Source organism: Lunatimonas lonarensis, from assembly GCF_000390185.1.
GTDB classification, from domain to species: Bacteria; Bacteroidota; Bacteroidia; order Cytophagales; family Cyclobacteriaceae; genus Lunatimonas; species Lunatimonas lonarensis.
The window spans coordinates 131091-155526 of record NZ_AQHR01000107.1 but is presented as its reverse complement, the minus strand read 5'-3'; the positions used below and the strand labels follow the sequence as shown (position 1 = coordinate 155526).

The window sequence follows — 24436 nt, the reverse complement described above, 5'->3', positions numbered from 1 at the left end:
GACCTTCGGGGTTCTAAAAACCCCAAAGGTCAGATCGAGAAAAAAGACCCCGAAGGCGGTCGAACATCAATAACCCCGGGTGCCAGCCCGGGGGTCAGGAACCATGACCCTTCCCTGTTTTGGCCAGCGGTAGAGACAATTCTTCAAACCCCGTACCGCCAAAACCCATGGATGCCGGGTGGAAGCGGTTCCGAGGCGCGCCATCGGTTTGTCGACTCGTTTTTTGTTGAACCGTTGGATCGAGAGAAAATCACATCTAACTTCTCACATCTAACTTCTCATATCTCCTTAGTACTGTCGAATCGTCGAACTGTTGAACCGTAGCGTATTCGATTGGAAAATCCCTTCTTACGTCTTGCGTCTTAAATCTTACGTCTACAAAAAAGATTGCTTCGGCTTTTGTCCGATATCTAACGTCTTAAATCTCTCTCCAAGCCTCGCAATGACGGAGCGAAATTAGTATCGCCCCGAAAAGCCACCGATTCGTCGGTTCGACGATCAAACGATTAGACAAAAGACACCCACCCTTCTTACGTCTTGCGTCTTAAATCTTACGTCTACAAAAGAGATTGCTTCGGCTTTTGTCCGATATCTAACGTCTTAAATCTCTCTCCAAGCCTCGCAATGACGGAGCGAGATTAGTTTCGCTCCGAAAAGCCAACGATCCCACGATTCGACGGTCAAACGATTTGACAATAACAACGATTCGACAGTCAAACGATGCGACAAAAAAAACGATCCGACAGTTCGACGATCTTCCCTACACCTTCATGATCTCCTCTTCCTTTTTGGCGAAGAGCTCATCGATCTTGACCGAATAGTTATCGGTGAATTTTTGCACGGAATCCTCGGCGCGCTTTACCTCGTCCTCGGGTGCGCCGTCTTTTTGGAGCTTACGAAGGCTCTCATTGGTGTCTTTACGAATGGATCGAATGCTGATTTTCCCGTTTTCGCACTCGTTTTTTACCTGCTTTACCAAGGCTTTACGCCGCTCCTCGGTAAGAGGGGGGATGGTCAGGATCACCATCTCGCCGTTGTTTTGCGGGTTTAGACCCAAGTCTGAATTGATGATGGCCCTTTCTATTTCACCGATGAGGGTTCGCTCCCAGGGCTTGATGGCAAGGGTACGGGCGTCGGGGGTAGTGATCGAGGAGACCTGTTGCAGGGGGGTGGGGGAACCATAGTAGGACACCATGATGCCGTCCAAAAAATTCGGCATGGCCTTTCCCGCACGGATTTTTACCAACTCCGCAGCGGTATGGTCCACAGCTTTTTTCATTAAACTCTGTGCTTCCTCCAAGAATAACTGAATCTCTTCCATGTTTGTAGCGCTTAGTTTGAGGTTATTAAGGTTCCAACGTCTTTACCCTCTACGAGGTTTATCAGGTTTTGGGACTTGTTCATGTCAAATACGATGATGGGCAGGTTGTTTTCCTGACATAACGTAAAGGCCGTCATATCCATGACGTTCAGGTTTTTTTCGTAGACCTCCTGAAAGGAAATCGTCGTGTACCGCGTGGCCGTCTTGTCTTTCTCCGGATCTGCGGTATATACGCCGTCTACCCGGGTGCCCTTTAATACCACTTCTGCTTCGATCTCGATGGCCCGTAAGCTCGCGGTAGAGTCGGTGGTGAAGTACGGGTTACCGATCCCGGCCCCAAAAATCACGATGCGGCCCTTTTCCAAATGACGGATGGCCCTGCGGCGTATAAAGGGTTCGCAAACGCTCTCCACTTTGATACCTGACATCAGGCGGGTAAACATGCCGTTTTGTTCCAGGGCACTCTGTAGCGCCATGGCGTTTATGAGCGTGGCGAGCATGCCCATGTAATCACCCTGCACGCGGTCTATACCGACGTTTCCAGCCTGTACGCCCCTAAAAATGTTTCCCCCTCCGATTACGATGGCGATTTCAACCCCTTTGTCATGAACGGCTTTGATTTCCGTTGCATATTGTTGGAGTCGTTGCGGATCTATCCCATAGGACTGTCCACCCATTAAGGCTTCGCCACTAAGTTTCAGGAGTATTCGTTTGTATTTCATTCTTTTTTGCTTTGTAAATTCGTTCCAAAGATAGCTCCAAAAAGGATCCCCAAGCCGTATGCCGCCAAAACCGAAATGAGTGGTAAAAGTCGTAGCCCTTGGGGGCTGCATTTTTTAAATCGGACAAAGATAATTTCTTGTGGCAAGAAAACTAAATGTATCCCCTAAAATTGAACGAGCAATTGGTTTTTTTCCACGCTTTGTCCTTGGCTTACGGTGATTGCTTTTATGGTTCCGTCTTGAGGTGATTTGATGACGTTTTCCATTTTCATGGCTTCAAGTACCAGAAGGGTGTCCCCTTTGGCAACCGACTGGCCAATGGTTACCGGTATTTTCAAGATGAGCCCAGGCATGGGTGCCTTGATGTCTGAGTGTAACGAGGAGCGGGTGTCGCGAATGCCCAGTTTTTCCAGCAAGAGATCCCGGGGATCTTTGATCTCCAATTCGGCCATGCGCCCGTTCAATTTGACACGCAGTATTTTTTGCGGTTCATCCCATCCGATTACCTCTAGGTTGAGCGATCTGTTCTTGTATAGGATATGGAAATGGTTTTCTTTTATCCGACGGATATCCCATTCCAGCGGTGACCCTTCAACGGTGTATTGGTTCCCGGTCGATTCCACGGAAACCGTCTGTTTACCCAAAGTTACTTTGTACATTTTTTGATTTTTCGGAACGGTGGAAACCAATTAGCATGTAAATTTGTCTTGCTTACGCGAAAGAAAATCAAAATTAACCAATTTGGCACATAGGAGCGTATAAAATGTGCCATTTTATGAGGTTTACCCAAAACCGACTATGCAACGATCGATCTATACCGGCTTGGCAGCCGCACTTATTTTTGGTTTATTTTTATCCTGTAAAACCAACCAAACCACTGTCTCCAAAGGAAGTCCGGCACCGCAGGTGTCCCAAGCGGATTTGGGCAGCGCACCTCTCGTGCACGCTTCTCCGGCGCCCAGTTTCCTCTTGGACAGCTTGGAGCGAAGGCTGAGCGAGTACCGTGAAAGTAGGGAAAGGACTTTTGACCTGCTGCATACCAGTTTGGATTTATCCTTTGACTATGCCGCTCGACAGGTCAACGGGACGGCGTCCCTTCGTTTGAAGCCCTATTTTTTTGAGCAAAAGGAGTTGGTATTGGATGCAAAGGACTTTGACCTACACGATATTTGGTTGGAGGAGGGAACTGCGCAAAGACCCCTCAATTTCAAATACGATGGCAAGCAGGTGACGGTATTCCTACCACGCGCCTACACCCAGACCGACACCCTGCTACTAGGTGTACGGTATACCGCAAAACCTGAAGAGACGCAGCAGGTAGGGGGAAAAGCGGTGACGGATACCAAAGGGCTTTATTTTATCAATCCAACCGGATCTGAGGATAAGCCTAGGCAGGTGTGGACACAGGGGGAAACCTCCTTTAGTTCCAAGTGGTTTCCGACGATCGACAGTCCAAATGAGCGTCAAACCCATGACATCCGTTTTAGAGTGGATAGTTCCGATATTACCATAAGCAATGGACGCCTGGTAGAACAGGTGCAGCACGGAGATGGCACCCGGACGGATCATTGGGTCATGGATATGCCCCATGCCCCCTATCTGACGGCGGTAGCAGTGGGGGATTTTGCCAAGATTTCTGATCGTTGGCGGGACATTGAGGTGAATTACTACGTCGAAAAAGGATTTGAGCGTGGGGCGGCCAAGGTGTTTGCGCATACCCCGGAGATGTTGACGTTCTTTTCCGATCTTTTGGGCGTGGCGTATCCGTGGCAAAAATATGACCAGGTGGTGGTTCGGGACTTTGTGTCCGGAGCGATGGAAAACACCACGGTGTCCATTTTTATGGAGGGGCTGAACCTCGATGAGCGGGAAGCCTTGGATAGCGAATGGGATTATATCATCGCGCATGAGCTCTTTCATCAGTGGTTTGGCAACTTGGTAACTACCGAGTCCTGGTCCAATCTACCGTTGAACGAATCCTTTGCCGATTATTCCGAGTACCTGTGGTTTGAATACAAGGAAGGGAAAGACAAAGCAGACATGCACCACCTTGCGGCCATGGAGCAATACATGTACGAGGCGGAGGAAAAGCAGGAGGATCTGATCCGGTTTCATTACCATGACGAGGACGACATGTTTGATAGCCACAGCTACGCAAAGGGTGGGAGGATCTTACACATGCTCCGGCGCCATTTGGGGGATGAGGCATTTTTTACCTCCTTAAAGCATTATCTTGAAAAGCACGCGTTTTCGAGCGTAGAGATCCATGATCTGCGGTTGGCTTTTGAGGAAGTCACCGGCAGGGACATGAATTGGTTTTTTAACCAATGGTTTTTGGCTTCCGGCCATCCGGTCCTAGACATTCAGATGGATACGTCCAATCCGGAAAGCTACTTGCTTACGGTGGCTCAGCGACAGGATTTGGGCACCACTCCACTTTACCGCATCCCGTTTAAAGTAAGCATCTACAAGGATGGGGAGGTAATAGACCGCGAGTTGGTATTGGATCGGGGTGTGCAGCAGTTTGCCCTAGAGAATGGTGCCGGCACAGAAGCCGTAATCGTGGACGAGGATATGGTTTTGTTGGCCGAAAAGCGGACCGCTCGCGGTGCAGATGTGCTCAGCAGGCAATTCGCCAGGGCCCGGTCCGGAGTCGCCCGCTTGGAAGCGCTGGACAGCCTCACGTCGGATTATCTGGATAGGGGGGATCGAACGGCACTTATTGTCGAGGCATTGGCGGATGGTTTTTCGGAGGTGAGGGGACTGGCACTGACGCGTTTGCCCCAGGTGATGTCGAAGGAACGGGTAAGTGCGACATTGGAGGCAGCCATTGTGCGGATTGCCAATGAAGATCCCAGCCACGAGGTACGGGCATCCGCTATTGCCCTACTTGCCGAGCTCAATGCTGAGAAATATGCCGGATTGTTTCAGCAGTTGGTACAGGAGCCTTCCTACGTGGTATCAGGTGCTGCCCTAACCGCTATAATGGATATGCCGGGGGAGCTGGATCAGAAGTTGGCGTTATTCGGGAAGTTGAGGGACGATCGTAGTATCCGGATCGCAGTTCCTTTAGCGGATTTTTTGACTTCCGAGGGTCTATCCGGTTACGATGATTGGTTCAATGCCAAGCTGGATCAGCTTGGGGGAGAATCCTTGTATTATTTTGTTGGCTATTATGGAGATTATTTCGCGAGTGTTCCCGATACAGACCGGGAGGCAGGGTTGGAAAGGCTGCTTGCGTTAGCCGGGGAGCATCCTGCCAATTACATCCGGCTTACTGCATTTCAGTCGCTTTTTGGTTTCATAGACGAGGAAGGGGTATTGGCACGCGTGGTAAAAATCCATGCCGAGGAGACAGATGAATTGGTTCGGAATTATCAACAGTTTTTCCTCGAACCGTACCTGGAAGAAAATTAATGGGCTGATTATGATACCACTACTTATTGCGTGTGTATAAACGGTACATTTTTTTTTGGATTGTTTTGAATGTTTAGGAAAAGGCTATAATTTTGCCATCCGTTAAGACAATTAACTGTTGTCCAAGCGAAAAAAGTTGGGGGAATACCAAAGCGGCCAACTGGGACGGACTGTAAATCCGTTGACTTATGTCTTCACAGGTTCGAATCCTGTTTCCCCCACGATCCAAAGAAAAATGCTGTTTTTTTCTTCAGTCTATCTAGATTAATCTGAGAAAAAAAGTGTAAATTTACGGGCTGATTGAAAAAGAGGGATTTAGAGACTTGGATTTCAATCAAAAAATTAAAAGCGGGAGTAGCTCAGTTGGTAGAGCGGCAGCCTTCCAAGCTGCAGGTCGCGGGTTCGAGCCTCGTCTCCCGCTCTATGCTTTTATAGGCATAATAATGTTACCAGCCGACGTAGCTCAGGGGTAGAGTGCTTCCTTGGTAAGGAAGAGGTCACGGGTTCAAATCCCGTCGTTGGCTCGATACATTGATACAAACAAAGAAAATTTTATCAACAACTAAACAAAGGATTTTCACGCATGGCAAAAGCAACCTTTGACCGTTCCAAACCACACGTTAATATAGGTACGATTGGTCACGTCGATCATGGCAAGACTACTTTGACTGCTGCCATTACTACCGTATTGGCTAGAAAGGGTCTTTCTGAATTAAGAGATTTCGCTTCTATCGACAACGCTCCTGAGGAGAAAGAAAGAGGTATCACTATCAACACCTCTCACGTTGAGTATCAAACTGAGATCAGACACTACGCACACGTAGACTGTCCAGGTCACGCTGACTATGTGAAGAACATGGTTACGGGTGCTGCGCAGATGGACGGTGCTATTCTAGTCGTAGCCGCTACAGACGGTCCTATGCCCCAAACAAGGGAGCACATCCTTTTGGCGCGTCAGGTAGGTGTACCTGCGTTGGTTGTGTTTATGAACAAAGTGGATTTGGTAGACGATCCCGAACTGTTGGAATTGGTTGAAATGGAAGTGAGAGAATTGCTTTCGTTCTATGAATTCGACGGAGACAATATCCCTGTAATTGCTGGTTCTGCCCTCGGTGCATTGAACGGTGAAGAAAAGTGGGAAGCTACTGTAATGGAATTGATGGATGCGGTGGACAACCATATTCCTCTTCCTGAGCGTGCGATCGACAAGGAATTCTTGATGCCGGTTGAGGACGTGTTCTCTATCACAGGTCGTGGTACGGTTGCTACCGGAAGAATAGAGCGAGGAGTCATCAACTCTGGTGAGCCAGTTGATATTATCGGTATGGGTGCAGAAGGCTTGAAGTCTACTGTTACCGGTGTGGAAATGTTCCGTAAGATTCTTGACCGTGGTGAAGCTGGTGACAACGTAGGTTTGTTGCTTAGAGGTATTGAAAAATCTCAGATCAGAAGAGGTATGATTATCTGTAAGCCTGGATCCGTCAAGCCTCATGCCCACTTCAAGGCGGAAGTTTATGTACTTTCCAAGGAGGAAGGTGGCCGTCACACACCATTCTTCAACAAATACCGTCCTCAGTTCTACCTAAGAACTACTGACGTAACCGGTGAAATCAAACTTCCAGACAACGTGGAAATGGTTATGCCGGGTGATAACATCACCATCGAGGTTAACCTTTTGAATGCGGTTGCACTTGAGAAGGGACTTCGATTCGCTATCCGCGAGGGTGGTAGAACCGTAGGTGCCGGTCAGGTGACTGAAATCTTGGATTAATACATTCGTTTTATACGATAAAAAGCAGGTGCGATTCTGAATTTTTTCGGAATCGCATTTGTTTCTTAGGACATTTATGCCTACTTTTGCGTTCCGTAATTGGAGGGATTGTCTACGGGCATAGTTCAATGGCAGAATAGCGGTCTCCAAAACCGTTGATGGGAGTTCGAATCTCTCTGCCCGTGCTAAAGAACCATAAAGCACTTTCAAAGACAGGTTGATTCAGGTTGGATGCCTGTCGCACAGAGAAGGCGGGGTCTATTAAAATCAAGTTACATGAACGTCAAGAATTTTGTAGTTGAATCCATCGACGAGATGAAGAACAAGGTCACCTGGCCTAAGTACGCTTCATTGCAAAACAGTGCTGTCTTGGTGCTGGTAGCGTCGTTGATTTTCGCCTTGGTAATAGGGCTCATCGATCTTTCATTCGAGAGCGTTATGAAGTGGTTTTATGATTTATTCTAATAGAATCAAAATTACATAATGGCTGAGCAGAAATGGTATGTCCTCAGGGTAGTAGCCGGGCAAGAGAAGAAAGCTAAAACGTATTTAGACAACGAAATTGCCAGGCAAAAACTTGAGGAATATATTCCGGAGGTATTGATACCTTCCGAAAAGGTGTATGAGATGCGCAATGGCAAGAAGCGGGTTAGGGAGAGGAATTTCTTCCCCGGCTACGTGTTGGTCCATGCAGATCTCAGCCACGGCGAAGCCAACCATGTGATTACGAGTATCCCAGGAGTGATCGGTTTTCTAGGGTCAAACCAGGGGGGAGCTTCCAAAACCCCCGAGCCATTACGCCAATCAGAAGTCAACAGGATTTTGGGTCGTGTTGAGGAGATTGATGAGTTTGCAGAGAAAATGGATACACCATTTATAGTTGGAGAGACCGTAAAGGTAATGGACGGTCCTTTCAGTGGTTTCTCGGGGATGATAGAGGAAGTGTTCGAAGACAAGAAGAAGCTTAATGTTATGGTTAAGATTTTCGGTCGGAACACTCCGGTAGAATTAAACTTTATACAAGTAGAAAAACAAGACTAGGAAATGGCAAAAGAAATCACTGGTTATGTGAAATTACAGGTGAAAGGTGGCCAAGCTAACCCGTCTCCTCCAGTTGGTCCTGCTCTTGGTTCCAAGGGCTTGAACATCATGGAGTTCTGTAAGCAATTCAATGCCAGAACGCAGGACAAGATGGGGCAGGTTCTGCCTGTTCTTATCACGGTTTTCTCGGATAAGTCCTTTGAATTTGTCGTAAAAACTCCTCCCGCTGCGAATATGCTGTTGGATGCGGCAAAATTGAAGGGAGGTTCTGCGGAGCCAAACAGGAAAAAGGTGGGTTCTGTTACCTGGGATCAGGTGAAGACCATTGCAGAGGTAAAAATGCCCGATTTGAATGCGTTTGAAATCGAAGCGGCCATGCGAATGGTGGCGGGAACTGCAAGAAGCATGGGTATTACGGTTTCAGGGAAAGCTCCTTGGGAGGATTAAATAGAGAAATATGGCTAAGTTAACAAAAAAGCAAAAAGAAGCTCTTTCTAAATATGATCCTAGCCAAGCCTACTCACTGGCTGAGGCCTCTAGCATCGTGAAAGAAATCACCAACACGAAATTTGACGCGTCGGTGGATATAGACATCCGACTGGGTGTAGATCCACGTAAGGCCGATCAGATGGTGCGTGGTGTTGTGGCGTTGCCACACGGTACAGGAAAGGACGTGAAAGTACTCGTACTATGTACTCCCGATAAAGTCGACGAGGCAAAAGATGCGGGTGCAGATTACGTTGGCCTGGATGACTATATTGCCAAAATTGAAGGCGGATGGACTGATGTGGATGTCATCATCACCATGCCGAACGTTATGGCGAAGGTCGGTAGATTGGGACGTGTATTAGGCCCTCGGGGATTGATGCCAAATCCAAAATCCGGTACGGTAACCCTGGACGTAGGAAAGGCTGTACGGGAAGTGAAAGCTGGTAAGATTGATTTCAAGGTGGATAAGTTTGGAATCCTGCATGCTAGTGTTGGTAAAGTTTCTTTCACTCCTGAGAAGATACAGGAAAATGCAATGGAGTTGATCCAGACCGTTTCGAAATTGAAGCCTTCCGCTGCAAAGGGTACCTACTTCCGTAGTATCCATTTGTCCAGTACGATGTCCCCTGGTATCATCATCGATAAATCTAGTATTCAAGGTATATAATCATGACAAGAGAAGAGAAAAAATCCATCATTGATGAGCTTACCGAGAAGTTTAAGGAGAACCCGCATTTTTATGTAACCGATGCGTCTGGTTTTTCTGTAGCTCAGGTAAACGCGTTCAGGAGGATGTGCTTCGAGAAAGGGCTGGAATACAAGGTGTATAAAAACACGTTGGTAAAAAAGGCACTTGAAAGCTTGGATGCGGATTTTTCCAAATTGAACGACGCAGCTCTGAAGGGGTTCTCAGGTATCCTTTTTACGAAGGAAGCCGGAAATCTTCCTGCCAAGGCACTATTGGAATTCAGAAAGAAGCTGGGCAAGAAGGAAACCCGTCCTAAATTCAAGGGAGCATCAATCGATGGAGATATATTTCTGGGCGAGAACAACCTGGAGATTCTATCCAACCTAAAATCCAAAGACGAACTCCTCGGAGAAATCATCGGTCTGTTGCAGTCGCCTGCGAAAAATGTTCTTTCCGCACTTCAAAGCGGTCAGCACATCCTTGCGGGGGTTGTCAAAACCCTGTCCGAGAAAGAGTCTTAAGTTATTTATTCAAATCAGTTAAAAAACAAACAATTAAATATCCTATACAATGGCAGATCTTAAAGCATTCGCTGAGCAGTTAGTTAACTTGACTGTAAAAGAGGTTAATGAGTTAGCCGCAATTTTGAAAGAAGAGTACGGAATCGAGCCTGCTGCGGCTGCTGCTACTGTAGTAGCTGGTGGTGCTGCCGGTGGCGGTGAAGCTGCTGCTGAAGAAGAAAAAACTTCTTTTGACGTTATCTTGAAAGCTGCTGGCGGACAGAAATTGGCCGTGGTTAAACTTGTAAAAGAATTGACCGGTCTTGGACTGAAAGAAGCGAAAGAAGTAGTAGACGGTGCTCCTAAAGCAATCAAAGAAGGTGTTAGCAAAGACGAAGCTGACGCACTTAAGAAACAACTTGAAGAGGCTGGGGCTGAAGTTGAATTGAAGTAATTTGAAAAACCATTCCTGGTTGGGATTGGTTGTCAAAATTAGACCTGACTGTTTAGTCAGGTCTTTTCCTGTTTATGGACAATAAATAAATTGCACTTTTTATAGTGTTATTTGTCCTTAATTCATATTTATTATCACTATAAACGTATACTGCCTTGGCTATCAAGAATCAAACCGCAAGGAAAAGTTTCTCATCTATAAAGGTAGTCAAAGACTATCCTGATTTTCTTGACATTCAGCTGCAATCATTCAAGGATTTTTTCCAGCTGGATACCCCTGCCGAAAAAAGAAGACAGGATGGTCTCTTCAAGGTGTTTTCCGAAAATTTCCCGATTTCCGATTCCCGGGAGAATTTTACCCTTGAATTCATCGACTATGCCGTTGATCCTCCGAAGTACAACGTGTCCGAGTGTATAGACCGAGGACTTACCTACTCCGTTCCCCTGAAGGCAAAACTTCGCTTGTTATGTTCAGACGAAGACAACGAGGACTTCGAGACCATCGAACAAGAAGTTTTCCTAGGAAACCTTCCGTATATGACCGAGAAGGGTTCATTTGTCATTAACGGAGCCGAGCGAGTGATTGTTTCCCAATTGCACCGCTCTCCGGGTGTGTTTTTTGCGCAGAGCAAACATACCAATGGTACCAAGCTTTATTCGGCCAGGATTATTCCATTTAAAGGTTCTTGGATCGAGTTTGCGACGGACATCAACAACGTGATGTACGCTTACATAGACCGGAAGAAGAAATTTCCCGTTACCACACTGCTTCGTGCAATCGGATATGGCTCGGATAAGGAAATTTTGGATCTGTTCGGCTTGTCAGAAGAGGTGGATGCCAATAAGTCTACGCTTAAAAAGGTAATCGGAAGGAAGCTGGCAGCCCGTGTTCTTCGTACCTGGGTGGAGGATTTCGTAGATGAAGATACCGGGGAGGTAGTATCCATCGACAGGAATGAGGTGTTGTTGGAGCGTGACTCTGTCCTCACTGAAGAGGATGTTGAACTGATCTTGGATTCCTCTACAAAGAGCATCATCCTGCATAGGGAAGATGTGAACGTGGCCGATTATTCCATTATCTACAACACGCTTCAGAAAGACAACTCCAACTCTGAAAAAGAGGCGGTAGAGGTAATTTACCGGCAGCTTCGTAATACAGAAGCACCCGATGAAGCGACCGCAAGGGAGGTAATCCATGGGTTGTTTTTCTCGGATAAGCGGTACGACCTTGGAGAAGTGGGCCGTTACCGTATCAACAAGAAACTTGGGCTGGACATCGATCCTGAGAAGATTGTATTGACCACCGAGGATATCATCTCGATTGTAAAATACCTGATCGGACTGATCAATTCCAAAGCGGTGGTCGATGATATTGACCACTTGAGCAACAGAAGGGTTAGAACCGTAGGGGAGCAGTTATATAGTCAGTTTGGGGTTGGACTCGCCAGAATGGCAAGGACCATTCGTGAACGAATGAACGTAAGGGATAACGAGGACTTCAAGCCGGTGGATTTGATCAACGCCAGAACCTTGTCTTCTGTGATCAATTCGTTCTTTGGCACGAATCAGTTGTCCCAGTTTATGGATCAGACCAACCCGCTGGCAGAGCTTACGCACAAGCGTCGTCTTTCAGCGCTTGGGCCCGGGGGGCTTTCGCGAGAACGGGCAGGCTTTGAGGTTCGGGACGTTCACTATACCCACTATGGTAGGTTGTGTACCATCGAGACACCTGAAGGGCCGAATATCGGCCTTATCTCCTCGCTTTGCGTACATGCCAAAGTGAATTCCATGGGCTTTTTGGAGACTCCGTACCGAAAGGTGAAGGAGGGTAAAGTGAGCATGGATCCCAGTGACATTGTATTCCTTACCGCAGAGGAGGAGGATGACAATAATATTGCCCAAGCAAATGCGCCTTTGGACGACGTAGGGAATTTCGTTAACGATCGGGTGAAAGCTCGTTTCGAAGGGGATTTCCCGGTACTTGAGCCAACAGAAATCAACTATATGGATGTGGCGCCCAATCAGATTGTATCGGTTGCGGCTTCGCTTATTCCGTTCCTCGAGCACGATGATGCAAACAGGGCCCTGATGGGTTCCAACATGCAGCGTCAGGCCGTGCCGTTGCTAAAAGCCGAGGCGCCCTACGTGGGTACCGGGTTGGAAGGTAAAGCTGCTATCGATTCCCGGGCGTTGGTTTTGGCCGAGGCTAATGGAGTGATCGATTACGTGGATGCCAAAAAGATCGTTATCAAATACGACCTAAGCGACGATGAGTTGTTGGTGAATTTCAGTGATGAGTACAAGACGTATGAGTTGACGAAGTTCCGTCGTACCAATCAGGACACTACCATCAATTTGTCACCCATCGTGCTTAAAGGGCAGCGTGTGACCAAAGGACAGGTCTTGGTGGAAGGTTACTCGACCAATCAGGGAGAGTTGGCACTAGGCAAAAACCTTTTGGTGGCTTACATGCCATGGCAGGGATATAACTTTGAGGATGCGATCGTAATTTCCGAGCGGGTAGTTCGCGAGGACATATTTACTTCCATCCATATCGAGGAGTTTCAGCTTGAAGTACGGGATACCAAACGAGGAGAGGAAGAGCTGACTTCAGAGATTCCCAACGTATCTGAGGATGCAGTGAAAAACCTCGATGAAAATGGCATCATCCGAGTTGGAGCAGAGCTTAAGGAAGGCGATATTATCATCGGTAAGATCACGCCTAAAGGAGAGACTGATCCTACCCCTGAAGAAAAACTACTCCGTGCGATTTTCGGTGACAAAGCCGGAGACGTGAAGGATGCTTCTCTAAAAGCATCCCCTTCCCTGAACGGAGTAGTGATAGAAACCAAGCTGTTTTCCCGACCTAAAAAGGACAAGGATCTACGTGCCAAGTCAAAGGCTGAGGTAGAGAAGTTGAAGCAAAAGTACAGCAAGGACCTATTGGCCATCCGCGCGCGGATGATCCAAAAGCTTGTGACGGTGCTCGATGGCAAGGTTTCCAATGGTGTTAGGCACAAGTTTGGGGACGAGATCATCAGCAAGGGCATGAAGTTTAACTATCAGAATATAGATAACAACCTCTTCCCTGCCAAGAACCCCTACAGAGACGAAAGCAACTATAACGTGCCAGAGGAGGCTAATTTGATCTCGGATATTATCCTGGACGATTGGACTGACGATGCGCACACCAATTCGCTGGTACAGCAACTGGTGAAAAACTACACCAATGCAAGGAATGAGATTTCCGGCATCTTTAAGCGGGACAAGTTCACGCTGGAAGTGGGAGATGAATTGCCTGCGGGCATCGTTCAGCTTGCCAAGGTGTATGTAGCTAAGAAGCGTAAGTTGAAGGTAGGGGATAAGATGGCTGGCCGTCACGGTAACAAGGGTATTGTCGCCCGTATTGTACGTGACGAAGATATGCCGTTCTTGGAAGACGGAACACCAATGGACATTGTGTTGAACCCCTTGGGCGTGCCTTCCCGAATGAACATCGGCCAGATATTCGAGACCGTTCTAGCCTGGGCCGGCATGAGGCTTGGCAAGAAATATGCAACGCCGATCTTTGATGGGGCAACTACCGAGGAGGTAGCGGCCGAACTTACCGAGGCAGGACTTCCGTCTTTTGGAAGAACCTACCTGTTTGACGGACTTACCGGCAAGCAGTTTGATCAGCCTGTTACTGTTGGCGTGGCTTACATGCTGAAATTAGGACACTTGGTGGATGATAAGATGCATGCCAGGTCTATTGGCCCGTACTCGCTGATTACCCAGCAGCCGTTGGGTGGTAAGGCGCAGTTTGGTGGCCAGCGTTTTGGAGAGATGGAAGTGTGGGCGTTGGAAGCGTTTGGTGCGTCCCATGTCCTTCAGGAAATCTTGACCGTGAAGTCGGATGACGTCATTGGCCGTGCCAAGGCTTATGAGGCCATTGTTAAAGGGGAGAATCTTCCCAAGCCGAATATTCCGGAATCCTTTAACGTATTGGTACACGAGCTTAGAGGCCTTGCCTTGGAGATTACGCTCGACTAAAAAAGACTATTACGGGCTGAGAGGCCCTCAAAACTACTCACACAAATTACTATGGCGTTCAGAAAAAACAAGAAACTAAACAACGACTTCTCCCGGGTCACTATTAGTTTGGCTTCACCAGAGTCCATTTTGGACAGCTCGCATGGTGAAGTAACCCAGCCGGAAACCATCAACTACAGAACGTACAAGCCTGAAATGGGCGGGCTCTTCTGTGAGCGGATTTTCGGTCCCGTAAAGGATTGGGAGTGTCATTGTGGTAAATACAAGCGCATTAGATACAAAGGCATTATTTGTGACCGGTGTGGCGTAGAAGTAACCGAGAAGAAAGTACGTAGAGAGCGTATGGGACACATCGAGTTGGTGGTTCCGGTGGCGCATATCTGGTATTTTAAGTCCTTGCCCAACAAGATCGGCTACCTTCTGGGGCTTCCCACCAAAAAGCTGGATCAGATCGTCTATTATGAGCGATATGTCGTCGTGCAACCCGGCGTGAAGGGAGACGATGGATTGCAATACCTGGATTTCCTTACCGAGGATGAATACTTGGACATCATGGACAAGTTGCCCAAGGAAAACCACATGCTGGATGACGAAGATCCCCAGAAATTCATAGCCAAGATGGGTGCCGAGGCGTTGGAAATGCTTCTTGCTCGGTTGGACTTGGACGACCTTTCGTACAGCCTGAGACACCAGGCTGCTACCGATACCTCACAGCAGCGTAAAGCAGAGGCACTAAAACGCCTTAAAGTAGTGGAAGCATTCCGCGATGCGCGGACACGTATTGAAAACCGGCCTGAGTGGATGGTGGTGCGCATGGTTCCGGTGATTCCGCCCGAGCTTCGCCCCTTGGTTCCCTTGGACGGTGGCAGATTTGCTACTTCCGACCTTAACGATCTTTACAGAAGGGTAATCATCCGAAACAACCGTCTGAAACGATTGATCGATATCAAGGCACCTGAGGTAATCCTCCGAAACGAGAAGCGGATGCTTCAGGAGGCGGTGGATTCCCTTTTCGATAACTCCAGAAAGGTAAATGCCGTCAGATCTGACGGAAACAGGGCGTTGAAGTCTCTTTCCGATATGTTGAAAGGGAAGCAGGGGCGTTTCCGACAGAACCTACTCGGAAAGCGGGTAGACTATTCAGGCCGTTCCGTTATCGTCGTTGGCCCTGAGCTGAAGCTGCATGAGTGTGGGCTTCCCAAAAATATGGCGGCTGAGCTATTTAAGCCGTTCATCATCCGGAAGCTAATCGAAAGAGGTATTGTAAAGACCGTAAAATCTGCCAAGAAAATCGTTGATAGAAAGGATCCCGTAGTATGGGATATCCTGGAAAACGTATTGAAAGGACATCCCGTGTTGCTTAACAGGGCCCCTACATTGCACCGATTGGGAATTCAGGCTTTCCAGCCCAAGTTGATAGAGGGAAAGGCTATCCAGCTTCACCCCTTGGTCTGTACCGCTTTCAACGCCGACTTTGACGGTGACCAGATGGCCGTACACGTGCCGTTGGGCCATGAGGCGATTTTGGAAGCGAGTACATTGATGCTTTCTTCCCATAACATCCTTAACCCGGCCAATGGGGCACCTATCACCGTACCGTCCCAGGACATGGTGTTGGGACTGTACTATGTGACCAAAGGCAAGAAATCCACCGATTCCGAGCCGGTACCCGGCGAGGGCATGGTATTTTATGGCGAGGAGGAAGTGATCATCGCTATGAATGAAGGACGTATTTCCAAGCACGCACATATCAAGTGTAAGGTGACTGTCCGAAAGGAGACTGGAGAACTTGCGAGCGAAATTATCGATACAGTAGCAGGGCGGTTGATCTTCAACCAGTTTGTACCTACCGAAGTGGGCTTTGTAAACGAGTTGCTTACCAAGAAGAAGCTTCAGCAAATTATCGCTGAGGTGGTCAAAATCTGTGGTATAGCCCGTACTGCCCAATTCTTGGACGATATCAAACATCTTGGATTCCAAATGGCCTATCAGGGTGGACTTTCCATGGGATTGGATGACGTAATCATCCCAGAGGAGAAAGATCCGCTGATCGAAAAGGCAAAATCCGAAGTAGACCAGGTATGGAACAACTACCTCATGGGGCTTATCACCGACAACGAGCGATATAACCAGGTAATTGATATTTGGACGCGAACCAACTCCAACCTTACCAATATCCTAATGAGGCAAATGGAAGAGGATAATCAGGGGTTCAACGCGATCTTTATGATGATGCACTCCGGAGCTAGGGGTTCCAGAGAGCAAATCCGACAGCTGGGAGGCATGAGGGGTTTGATGGCCAAGCCACAGAAAAACCTTCAGGGTTCTGTGGGCGAAATCATCGAAAACCCAATCCTTTCCAACTTTAAAGAAGGGTTGGACGTATTGGAGTACTTTATCTCTACGCACGGTGCCCGAAAGGGTCTTGCAGATACTGCCTTGAAAACGGCAGATGCCGGTTACCTGACCAGAAGGTTGGTGGACGTGGCGCAGGATATGATCATCTCGGAAGAGGATTGCGGCACCCTAAGAGGTCTGGTGGTTCAGGCACTCAAAGACAACGACGAGATTGTAGAGCCACTGTCCGAGAGGGTAGTGGGCCGTATTGCGGTTCACGATGTGATTGATCCGATATCCGATGAGCTCATCGTGGCGTCGGGAGAGGAAATTACGGATAGCATTGCCAAGCGGATCGACGAATCTGCGTTGGAAGAGGTAGAGATCAGATCCGTGTTGACCTGCGAAACCCGCAGAGGCGTTTGTGCGAAGTGTTACGGAAGAAATCTATCTACCGGAAGTATCGTGCAGGTAGGCGAATCGGTCGGTGTAATCGCCGCCCAGTCTATCGGTGAACCAGGTACACAGCTTACACTCCGAACTTTCCACGTAGGTGGTACAGCGTCTAACATCTCAGTAGAGGCCAGCATCAATGCGAAGTTTGAAGGTATCGTTGAGTTTGAGGAAGAGCTTCGTTGGATCGAAACGATCAACAAGGATGGTGAGGCCGTGTCCATCGTAATGGGAAGATCCGGAGAGATCAAGATTAACGATCAGAAGTCAGGCAAAACCCTGGTTTCCAACCACGTTCCTTATGGAGCGGTGTTGAACGTTAAAGATGGACAGAAAATCGGAAAAGGTGAGTCCCTATGTACATGGGATCCATACAACGCCGTGATCCTGTCCGAATTTGACGGAGAGGTCGAGTTTGATTCGATTATCGAAAGCATAACCTACAAGGAGGTAGCGGATGATCAGACCGGTTACCGTGAAAAGGTAATTATCGAAACAAAAGATAAAACCAAAAACCCGGCTGTTATCGTGAATTACGGAGATGAGTCGAAATCCTATAACATACCGGTGGGTGCGCACCTTTCTGTAGAGGAGGGCGATAAGGTCCGTGCAGGTCAGATTCTGGTCAAGATTCCAAGATCCGTTGGTAAAACAAGGGATATCACAGGTGGTCTTCCAAGGGTAACTGAGTTGTTTGAGGCCCGTAACCCATCCAATCCGGCGGTGGTTTCCGAGATTGACGGTGTGGTAAGCTATGGAGGTATCAAGCGGGGTAACCGGGAAATCTTCATCGAGTCCAAAGACGGTGTGAAGAAGCGGTACATGGTTTCGCTTTCCAAGCATATTCTGGTGCAGGAAAACGACTTTATCCGTGCAGGGGAGCCCTTGTCCGATGGAGCGATCACGCCGAATGACATTTTGGCCATCAAAGGGCCAACAGCTGTTCAGGAATACTTGGTGAACGAGATCCAGGAAGTGTACCGTCTTCAGGGTGTGAAGATCAACGATAAGCACATCGAGGTGATCGTAAGCCAGATGATGCAAAAAGTTGAGATATTGGATGCCGGAGATACGGGATTCCTTCAAAACCAAATCGTTAACAAATGGGCATTCCGAGAGGAAAACGATGCCATTTTGGATAAAAAGGTGGTGATGGATGCGGGGGATTCTTCTACGTTGAAGCCGGGAATGATCATCAGTGCGCGAAGGCTTCGGGATGAAAATTCAAGCTTGAAGCGAAAGGATTTGAAGCTGGTACAGGTTCGGGATGCGCAAGCGGCCGTTTCACAGCCGACCCTACAGGGAATTACCGCATCGTCTTTGGGTACCGAGAGCTTTATCTCGGCGGCGTCCTTCCAGGAAACCACCAAAGTACTGAGCGAGGCTGCGATCAGAGGTAAGCGTGACGAATTGTTGGGTCTTAAAGAGAACGTGATCGTTGGTCACCTCATCCCGGCAGGAACGGGTCAGCGAAACCTGGAGCGTGTCATCGTAGGTTCCAAGGAAGAATACGAGCGCTTGGTAGGTGAGCGTGACAAGCAATCAACTAAGAAGGCACGGGAAACCGTCAAATAATTTACGTTAGATAACCTAAAAAAAGGTCTGTCGCAATGCAGACCTTTTTTTCTTTAACTACATTGGACATGGAAGAACAAGATAAAAATCAGCCGGCAGGACAACAGATTAATGTAGAGTTGACGGACGAGATCGCAGAAGGGGTATACAGTAACCTTGCCATGATAGCCCATTCGCAGTCGGAGTTTGTGATCGATTTTATCCGTTTGATGCCAGGCGTGCCGAAGGCAAAGGTGAAGTCTAGGATCATTATCACCCCTGATCACGCGAAGCGGCTGTTGGCGGCCTTGAAAGATAATATCGATCGGTATGAGATGTCTTTTGGCAAGATTAAAAGCGGTGCCGGCGCCCCAGAATTTCCCCTGAATTTTGGGGGAGCTTTAGGGGAGGCATAACGAAAATATAACTGCTTAATTTTGTTTGTTTTATTGATTTGTTTACCTTTGCAGTCCAAAAAATAAAAGTTTAAAAGCAGTAAATTAACTTCATCTATTAATGCCTACTATACAACAGTTAGTAAGAAAAGGTAGAAATACCCTCGAGACGAAGTCCAAGTCACGGGCTTTGGACGCTTGTCCGCAGCGTAGAGGGGTGTGTACCAGGGTGTACACCACTACCCCCAAGAAGCCTAACTCAGCGATGAGGAAAGTGGCCCGTGTAAGGTTGACCAACGGAAAAGAGGTTAACGCCTACATTCCCGGTGAGGGACATAACCTTCAGGAGCACTCCATCGTGCTTATCCGCGGCGGTAGGGTAAAAGATCTTCCAGGTGTTCGGTACCACATTATCCGTGGAGCCTTGGATACTGCCGGTGTGAAGGACAGAAAGCAGGGCAGGTCCAAATATGGTGCCAAGCGTCCAAAAGCGGGTAAGGGAGCGCCAGCTGCACCAGCCAAAAAGAAATAATCGGTATAAAGTATAAGTTAACATGAGAAAAGCGAAACCTAAAAAGAGGTATATTCTTCCTGATCCAAAGTTCAACGATATTTTGGTGACCAAATTCGTGAACTGCTTGATGGTTGATGGTAAGAAAAGTATTGCTTACAAGATCTTTTACGATGCGATCGCAAAGGTAGAAGACAAAGTAGGCGAGAATGGTCTTGAGGTTTGGAAAAAAGCGCTTAACAATATTACTCCATCCGTAGAGGTGAAGAGTCGTAGGGTTGGTGGGGCTACTTTCCAGGTGCCAATGGAAGTGAGACCTGAGCGAAAGCAATCCCTGGGAATCAAGTGGATGATAACCTACGCCCGTAAAAGGGGAGAGAAGACGATGATGGATAGGCTGGCAGGCGAGGTAATCGCTGCTGCTAAAGGCGAAGGTGCCGCTGTGAAGAAGAAGGATGATACACATCGTATGGCCGAAGCAAACAAAGCATTCTCGCACTTTAGATTTTAATAGATAATGGCAAGAGATTTAAGATATACCAGAAACATCGGTATCGCCGCGCACATTGACGCCGGTAAAACAACCACGACAGAGCGGATTCTTTTCTATTCCGGCGTTAGCCATAAAATTGGAGAGGTTCACGATGGTGCGGCTACCATGGACTGGATGGCACAAGAGCAAGAAAGAGGTATTACCATTACATCTGCTGCTACTACTGTTTTTTGGAACTACAGAGATAACAAATACCAGATTAATATCATCGATACGCCAGGTCACGTGGATTTCACCGTGGAGGTGAACCGTTCCCTACGGATTTTGGACGGCCTGGTTTTCCTGTTCAGTGCTGTTGACGGTGTTGAACCGCAATCAGAAACCAACTGGAGACTGGCAGATAACTATAAGGTAGCCCGTATAGGATTTGTCAACAAAATGGACCGTGCGGGGGCCAATTTTTTGGATGTCTGCAAGCAGGTGAAGGAAATGCTGGGCAGCTACGCAGTGCCTTTGCAATTGCCTATCGGTGCTGAAGAGAAGTTTAGGGGAGTGGTTGACCTTATAAACAACCGGGGCATCATCTGGAATGAGGATGATTTGGGCATGACCTATGAGGTTGTTCCCATTCCGGAGGACATGGTGGAGGAAGCTGCCGAGTGGAGAGAACACCTATTGGAGGCTGTTGCTGATTACGACGAGTCATTGATGGAAAAGTTTTTTGAGGATCCGGATTCGATCACCGAAGCGGAAATCCTTAACGCGCTACGTCGTGCCACCATTGATATGAAGATCGTTCCCATGGTTTGTGGATCTTCCTTTAAAAACAAGGGAGTTCAGACCATGTTGGATTTGGTGATGGAACTGTTGCCTTCGCCATTGGACAAGGACGATATCTTTGGACATGCGCCTGACTCGGAAGACGAGATTCGAATTTCTCCTGACGAGACTGAGCCGTTTACCGGATTGGCATTTAAGATTGCAACCGACCCCTTTGTTGGTAGGCTTTGCTTTGTACGTGCCTATTCGGGAACACTGGAGTCCGGTTCCTATATATATAATACCCGTTCCGGAAATAAGGAGCGTATATCAAGGGTATTTCAAATGCACGCCAATAAGCAGAATCAGATCGACGCACTTCGTGCGGGAGATATTGGTGCGGTTGTTGGATTCAAGGACATCAAGACTGGCGATACCCTTTGTGACGAAAAGCGTAAGGTAGTATTGGAGTCCATGGTGTTCCCAGAGCCCGTAATCGGATATGCCATCGAGCCTAAGAAGCAGGCTGATGTGGATAAGCTCGGTATGGCGATTTCAAAATTGGTAGAAGAGGATCCTACCCTTCAGGTGAATACAGACCATGAAACGGGTCAGACTATCCTGCGCGGTATGGGTGAGCTTCACCTCGACATTATCATAGACCGTCTGAAAAGGGAGTTTAAGGTAGAAATCAACCAGGGAGCTCCTCAAGTGGCCTACAAAGAAGCGTTGTTTGGTTCCGTTGAGCACAAAGAGGTGTACAAGAAGCAGACAGGTGGTAAAGGTAAGTTTGCCGACATCGTGTTTGAACTTGGGCCCAAAGATCCCGATCCGGAGACTGGTGAGATTAAGCCAGGATTGGATTTCGTAAATGGCATCGTTGGTGGTGTTATTCCAAAGGAATTCATTCCACCCGTACAAAAGGGCTTTGCCGAGGCCATGAAGAATGGACCCTTGGCAGGCTATCCGATAGAGGCCATGAAGGTTCGTTTGTTCCATGGTTCCTTCCACGATGTCGATTCTGACGCGCTTTCTTTTGAATTGGCGGCAAGGATCGGTTTCAAAGAAGCAGCTAAGAAATGTAAGCCACAGTTGCTTGAGCCAATCATGTCTGTTGACGTAGTGACTCCTGATGAATACACCGGACCAATTACCGGTGACCTGAACAGAAGGCGTGGCTTAATGAAGGGGATGGATACGAAAGGTACTTCTACAGTTATTAGAGCTGTGGTTCCTTTGTCAGAACTCTTCGGTTATGTAACCGATCTGAGAACGATTTCTTCCGGAAGAGCGACCGCTTCTTTAACATTCTCCCACTACGAGCCTGTTCCAACAAACATCGCCGAGGGAGTCATTGCCAAGGTAAAAGGTGAGAAAGCCTAAATATTGACAGAACATGAATCAGAAAATCAGAATAAAACTAAAGTCCTACGATCACAGCTTGGTGGACAAGTCCTCAGAGAAGATCGTGAAAGCGGTAAAGTCAACGGGTGCGGTCGTAGTAGGCCCCATCCCACTTCCGACCAAGAAGGAAAAATTTACGGTATTGCGCTCTCCACACGTGAACAAGAAGTCGAGGGAGCAGTTTCAGCTTTGCACCTACAAGCGTCTGGTGGATATCTATTCCAACAGCTCCAAAACGGTGGATGCGCTCATGAAGATTGAGCTCCCCAGTGGTGTGGATGTTGAAATCAAAGTATGACCCTGTGTCATTTGGAAGCCTACACTTCGGTGTAGGCTTTTTTTTTTGATAGCTTTTTAACATCTCTTTTGCCGTTTGTGGTGCCAATAGTTCCCTCACTCCCCTGTTTTTAGCTAATTAATTGAAAATATTAAAGTTGGGATTTGTAAGGAGAATATTAATTGCTAACTTTGCAGTCCTTTAAAAAAGCACAGGTGTGTCCATACTTGTGTTTCTTGGTTTATTATATAACAGAAGATGTCTGGAATAATAGGAAAAAAAGTAGGAATGACTAGCATTTTCAGTGCCGATGGGCGTAATGTCGCATGCACGCTAATAGAAGCTGGTCCTTGCGTAGTGACGCAAGTAAAAAACGTTGATACAGACGGGTACAACGCTGTTCAATTGGCGTACGGTGAGCGTAAGGAGAAGAATACGCCCAAGCCGTTGGTTGGCCATTTCAAAAAGGCCGGCACTACGCCAAAGCACAAAGTTGTTGAGTTTCGGGACTTTAGGGTTGAATTCGAAGGTCAGGTTGACCTTGGGAAAACCGTAAAGGCTGCTGAGGTTTTTGTTGAGGGAGACTTTGTCGATGCGATAGGTACCTCAAAAGGTAAGGGTTTTCAGGGCGTTGTGAAGCGTCACGGTTTTGGTGGTGTGGGTGGTCAAACCCACGGTCAGCACAACCGTCAGCGCCATCCTGGTTCTATTGGTGCCTGTTCTTGGCCTTCAAGGGTATTCAAAGGCATGCGTATGGCTGGTAGAACTGGTGGTGATCGGGTGAAGGTGGTAAACCTACGGGTGTTAAAAATCTATCCTGAGCAGAACTTGTTGCTGGTAAGCGGTTCTGTACCCGGAGCGAAAAACTCTTATGTAATTCTAGAGAAGTAAGAAGATGGAATTAGCAGTATTAAAACAAAGCGGTGAGGATACCGGTAGGACGGTAAACCTTCCCGAGGATATATTCGGAATTGAGCCGAACGATCACGCTATCTATTTGGATGTTAAGCAATTTTTGGCGAACAGACGTCAGGGTACGCACAAATCCAAAGAGCGAAATGAGGTAGCCGGATCTACCAAGAAGATCAAGAAGCAAAAAGGAACTGGCGGCGCCAGAGCAGGGTCGTTGAAGTCGCCCCTCTTCAGAGGTGGGGGCCGAGTTTTTGGTCCCAAGCCTAGGGACTATTCCTTTAAGCTCAACAAAAAGTTGAAGCAATTGGCTAGAAAATCAGCCTTTACTTATAAAGCCAAAGACAATAGCGTAGTGGTGTTGGAGGACTTCAATTTTGAAGCACCCAAGACCAAAAGCTACCTAGAGCTATTGTCCAATTTGTCGCTTGCGGACAAGAAGACGCTCTTGCTTCTTCCTGAAAACAATAAAAACGTTGTTTTGTCAAGCAGGAATTTGCCAAAGGCCAGGGTAATGGTGGTTAATGATGTCAATACCTATGAGCTTCTAAACGCAGACAGCTTGGTGCTGTGTGAGGGCTCCGTAAGTAAGTTGGAAACCCTATTATCGAAGTAAGATGAAGAATGTATTAAAGAAACCTTTGATTACAGAGAAGATCTCTGCTCAAAATGATCGCGGGGTTTACGGTTTTGTGGTCGAGAAGACCGCGAAGAAGCCTCAGATCAAAAAGGCAGTGGAAGATATGTACGGTGTAAAAGTAGTGGATGTGCGTACCATGCGTTATGCGGGTAAGAAGAAATCCAGGTACACGAAAGCAAAAATTGTCAGCGGCTATACCAATGCGTTCAAGAAGGCCATTATTCAGGTAGCTGACGGAGAGATAATCGATTTTTACGGAGAAATATAATA

The 24436-nt window shown here is 47.6% G+C and carries 22 protein-coding genes and 4 tRNA genes; 23 read left to right on the top strand and 3 right to left on the bottom strand.

Translation table 11 applies throughout. From position 1 onward, the window contains the following. A partial coding sequence (locus ADIS_RS23475) for a hypothetical protein (protein ID WP_238325458.1) occupies positions 1–324 on the top strand: 324 nt, incomplete at its 5' end. Between the two features lie 436 nt (positions 325–760). On the opposite strand, the gene frr is transcribed toward ADIS_RS23475, so the two are convergent. The 3 genes from frr to ADIS_RS19030 all read right to left on the bottom strand — a co-directional run bounded on the left by frr (position 761) and on the right by ADIS_RS19030 (position 2702). After that, positions 761–1321, bottom strand: coding sequence for a ribosome recycling factor (gene frr / locus ADIS_RS19040; RefSeq protein WP_010856315.1), 561 nt, complete (start codon positions 1319–1321; stop codon positions 761–763). Between the two features lie 11 nt (positions 1322–1332). Beyond that, positions 1333–2043 carry a UMP kinase gene (gene pyrH, locus ADIS_RS19035; RefSeq protein WP_010856314.1) on the bottom strand — a complete coding sequence of 237 codons (711 nt, stop codon included), beginning with the start codon at positions 2041–2043 and terminating at the stop codon, positions 1333–1335. A gap of 164 nt (positions 2044–2207) precedes the next feature. Further along, positions 2208–2702 (bottom strand): acetyl-CoA carboxylase biotin carboxyl carrier protein subunit, encoded by a 495-nt coding sequence (locus ADIS_RS19030; RefSeq protein ID WP_010856312.1) that lies wholly within the window; start codon positions 2700–2702, stop codon positions 2208–2210. 139 nt (positions 2703–2841) lie between these two features. Between ADIS_RS19030 and ADIS_RS19025 the strand changes: the two genes are divergently transcribed. The 22 genes from ADIS_RS19025 to rplW all read left to right on the top strand — a co-directional run bounded on the left by ADIS_RS19025 (position 2842) and on the right by rplW (position 24434). After that, positions 2842–5460 carry a M1 family metallopeptidase gene (locus tag ADIS_RS19025; RefSeq protein ID WP_010856311.1) on the top strand — a complete coding sequence of 873 codons (2619 nt, stop codon included), beginning with the start codon at positions 2842–2844 and terminating at the stop codon, positions 5458–5460. Positions 5461–5598: 138 nt separating this feature from the next. Then, a tRNA-Tyr gene (locus ADIS_RS19020) sits at positions 5599–5681 on the top strand. A gap of 127 nt (positions 5682–5808) precedes the next feature. Next, a tRNA-Gly gene (locus ADIS_RS19015) sits at positions 5809–5881 on the top strand. Positions 5882–5912: 31 nt separating this feature from the next. Beyond that, positions 5913–5984, top strand: a tRNA-Thr gene (locus tag ADIS_RS19010). 59 nt (positions 5985–6043) lie between these two features. Continuing rightward, the gene (gene tuf / locus ADIS_RS19005; RefSeq protein ID WP_010856310.1) at positions 6044–7231 is read left to right on the top strand and encodes an elongation factor Tu; all 1188 of its coding nucleotides are present in this window, start codon (positions 6044–6046) and stop codon (positions 7229–7231) included. Positions 7232–7345: 114 nt separating this feature from the next. Further along, positions 7346–7416, top strand: a tRNA-Trp gene (locus tag ADIS_RS19000). Between the two features lie 91 nt (positions 7417–7507). Beyond that, complete coding sequence (gene secE, locus ADIS_RS18995; RefSeq protein WP_010856309.1) at positions 7508–7696, top strand: preprotein translocase subunit SecE; 189 nt, start codon at positions 7508–7510, stop codon at positions 7694–7696. 18 nt (positions 7697–7714) lie between these two features. Beyond that, the gene (gene nusG / locus ADIS_RS18990; RefSeq protein ID WP_010856308.1) at positions 7715–8272 is read left to right on the top strand and encodes a transcription termination/antitermination protein NusG; all 558 of its coding nucleotides are present in this window, start codon (positions 7715–7717) and stop codon (positions 8270–8272) included. Between the two features lie 3 nt (positions 8273–8275). Continuing rightward, positions 8276–8719, top strand: coding sequence for a 50S ribosomal protein L11 (gene rplK / locus ADIS_RS18985; protein WP_010856307.1), 444 nt, complete (start codon positions 8276–8278; stop codon positions 8717–8719). 10 nt (positions 8720–8729) lie between these two features. Next, positions 8730–9428 (top strand): 50S ribosomal protein L1, encoded by a 699-nt coding sequence (gene rplA, locus ADIS_RS18980; protein ID WP_010856306.1) that lies wholly within the window; start codon positions 8730–8732, stop codon positions 9426–9428. A gap of 2 nt (positions 9429–9430) precedes the next feature. Further along, positions 9431–9970 carry a 50S ribosomal protein L10 gene (rplJ, locus tag ADIS_RS18975; RefSeq protein ID WP_010856305.1) on the top strand — a complete coding sequence of 180 codons (540 nt, stop codon included), beginning with the start codon at positions 9431–9433 and terminating at the stop codon, positions 9968–9970. A 49-nt stretch (positions 9971–10019) separates the two neighbouring features. Beyond that, a complete protein-coding gene (rplL, locus tag ADIS_RS18970; protein ID WP_010856304.1) occupies positions 10020–10403 on the top strand; it encodes a 50S ribosomal protein L7/L12 in 384 nt (127 codons plus the stop codon). Between the two features lie 155 nt (positions 10404–10558). Continuing rightward, the gene (gene rpoB / locus ADIS_RS18965) at positions 10559–14434 is read left to right on the top strand and encodes a DNA-directed RNA polymerase subunit beta (protein ID WP_010856303.1); all 3876 of its coding nucleotides are present in this window, start codon (positions 10559–10561) and stop codon (positions 14432–14434) included. 51 nt (positions 14435–14485) lie between these two features. Next, entirely contained in the window at positions 14486–18799 is a 4314-nt protein-coding gene (rpoC, locus tag ADIS_RS18960) for a DNA-directed RNA polymerase subunit beta' (RefSeq protein ID WP_010856302.1), read from the top strand. A gap of 68 nt (positions 18800–18867) precedes the next feature. Next, the gene (locus tag ADIS_RS18955) at positions 18868–19194 is read left to right on the top strand and encodes a DUF3467 domain-containing protein (protein ID WP_035807015.1); all 327 of its coding nucleotides are present in this window, start codon (positions 18868–18870) and stop codon (positions 19192–19194) included. A 100-nt stretch (positions 19195–19294) separates the two neighbouring features. After that, on the top strand, positions 19295–19705 hold the full coding sequence (rpsL, locus tag ADIS_RS18950) for a 30S ribosomal protein S12 (RefSeq protein WP_035806986.1): 411 nt from the start codon (positions 19295–19297) through the stop codon (positions 19703–19705). 22 nt (positions 19706–19727) lie between these two features. Next, positions 19728–20195 (top strand): 30S ribosomal protein S7, encoded by a 468-nt coding sequence (gene rpsG, locus ADIS_RS18945; RefSeq protein ID WP_010856299.1) that lies wholly within the window; start codon positions 19728–19730, stop codon positions 20193–20195. Between the two features lie 6 nt (positions 20196–20201). Continuing rightward, positions 20202–22319 carry an elongation factor G gene (gene fusA, locus ADIS_RS18940; RefSeq protein ID WP_010856298.1) on the top strand — a complete coding sequence of 706 codons (2118 nt, stop codon included), beginning with the start codon at positions 20202–20204 and terminating at the stop codon, positions 22317–22319. A gap of 13 nt (positions 22320–22332) precedes the next feature. Next, positions 22333–22638, top strand: coding sequence for a 30S ribosomal protein S10 (rpsJ, locus tag ADIS_RS18935; RefSeq protein WP_010856297.1), 306 nt, complete (start codon positions 22333–22335; stop codon positions 22636–22638). A gap of 237 nt (positions 22639–22875) precedes the next feature. Then, positions 22876–23508, top strand: a complete 633-nt coding sequence (gene rplC / locus ADIS_RS18930; RefSeq protein ID WP_035806982.1) for a 50S ribosomal protein L3 — start codon at positions 22876–22878, stop codon at positions 23506–23508. A gap of 4 nt (positions 23509–23512) precedes the next feature. After that, the gene (rplD, locus tag ADIS_RS18925; protein WP_010856295.1) at positions 23513–24142 is read left to right on the top strand and encodes a 50S ribosomal protein L4; all 630 of its coding nucleotides are present in this window, start codon (positions 23513–23515) and stop codon (positions 24140–24142) included. A gap of 1 nt (position 24143) precedes the next feature. Continuing rightward, on the top strand, positions 24144–24434 hold the full coding sequence (gene rplW / locus ADIS_RS18920) for a 50S ribosomal protein L23 (protein WP_010856294.1): 291 nt from the start codon (positions 24144–24146) through the stop codon (positions 24432–24434). Positions 24435–24436: the final 2 nt, after the last annotated feature.

Excerpts from the sequence above, each read along its gene's own strand:
- frr (WP_010856315.1), bottom strand. The coding sequence starts at position 1,321 with ATGGAAGAGATTCAGTTATTCTTGGAGGAAGCACAGAGTTTAATGAAA.
- pyrH (WP_010856314.1), bottom strand. The coding sequence starts at position 2,043 with ATGAAATACAAACGAATACTCCTGAAACTTAGTGGCGAAGCCTTAATG.
- ADIS_RS19030 (WP_010856312.1), bottom strand. The coding sequence starts at position 2,702 with ATGTACAAAGTAACTTTGGGTAAACAGACGGTTTCCGTGGAATCGACC.
- ADIS_RS19025 (WP_010856311.1), top strand. The coding sequence starts at position 2,842 with ATGCAACGATCGATCTATACCGGCTTGGCAGCCGCACTTATTTTTGGT.
- tuf (WP_010856310.1), top strand. The coding sequence starts at position 6,044 with ATGGCAAAAGCAACCTTTGACCGTTCCAAACCACACGTTAATATAGGT.
- secE (WP_010856309.1), top strand. The coding sequence starts at position 7,508 with ATGAACGTCAAGAATTTTGTAGTTGAATCCATCGACGAGATGAAGAAC.
- nusG (WP_010856308.1), top strand. The coding sequence starts at position 7,715 with ATGGCTGAGCAGAAATGGTATGTCCTCAGGGTAGTAGCCGGGCAAGAG.
- rplK (WP_010856307.1), top strand. The coding sequence starts at position 8,276 with ATGGCAAAAGAAATCACTGGTTATGTGAAATTACAGGTGAAAGGTGGC.
- rplA (WP_010856306.1), top strand. The coding sequence starts at position 8,730 with ATGGCTAAGTTAACAAAAAAGCAAAAAGAAGCTCTTTCTAAATATGAT.
- rplJ (WP_010856305.1), top strand. The coding sequence starts at position 9,431 with ATGACAAGAGAAGAGAAAAAATCCATCATTGATGAGCTTACCGAGAAG.
- rplL (WP_010856304.1), top strand. The coding sequence starts at position 10,020 with ATGGCAGATCTTAAAGCATTCGCTGAGCAGTTAGTTAACTTGACTGTA.
- rpoC (WP_010856302.1), top strand. The coding sequence starts at position 14,486 with ATGGCGTTCAGAAAAAACAAGAAACTAAACAACGACTTCTCCCGGGTC.
- ADIS_RS18955 (WP_035807015.1), top strand. The coding sequence starts at position 18,868 with ATGGAAGAACAAGATAAAAATCAGCCGGCAGGACAACAGATTAATGTA.
- rpsL (WP_035806986.1), top strand. The coding sequence starts at position 19,295 with ATGCCTACTATACAACAGTTAGTAAGAAAAGGTAGAAATACCCTCGAG.
- rpsG (WP_010856299.1), top strand. The coding sequence starts at position 19,728 with ATGAGAAAAGCGAAACCTAAAAAGAGGTATATTCTTCCTGATCCAAAG.
- fusA (WP_010856298.1), top strand. The coding sequence starts at position 20,202 with ATGGCAAGAGATTTAAGATATACCAGAAACATCGGTATCGCCGCGCAC.
- rpsJ (WP_010856297.1), top strand. The coding sequence starts at position 22,333 with ATGAATCAGAAAATCAGAATAAAACTAAAGTCCTACGATCACAGCTTG.
- rplC (WP_035806982.1), top strand. The coding sequence starts at position 22,876 with ATGTCTGGAATAATAGGAAAAAAAGTAGGAATGACTAGCATTTTCAGT.
- rplD (WP_010856295.1), top strand. The coding sequence starts at position 23,513 with ATGGAATTAGCAGTATTAAAACAAAGCGGTGAGGATACCGGTAGGACG.
- rplW (WP_010856294.1), top strand. The coding sequence starts at position 24,144 with ATGAAGAATGTATTAAAGAAACCTTTGATTACAGAGAAGATCTCTGCT.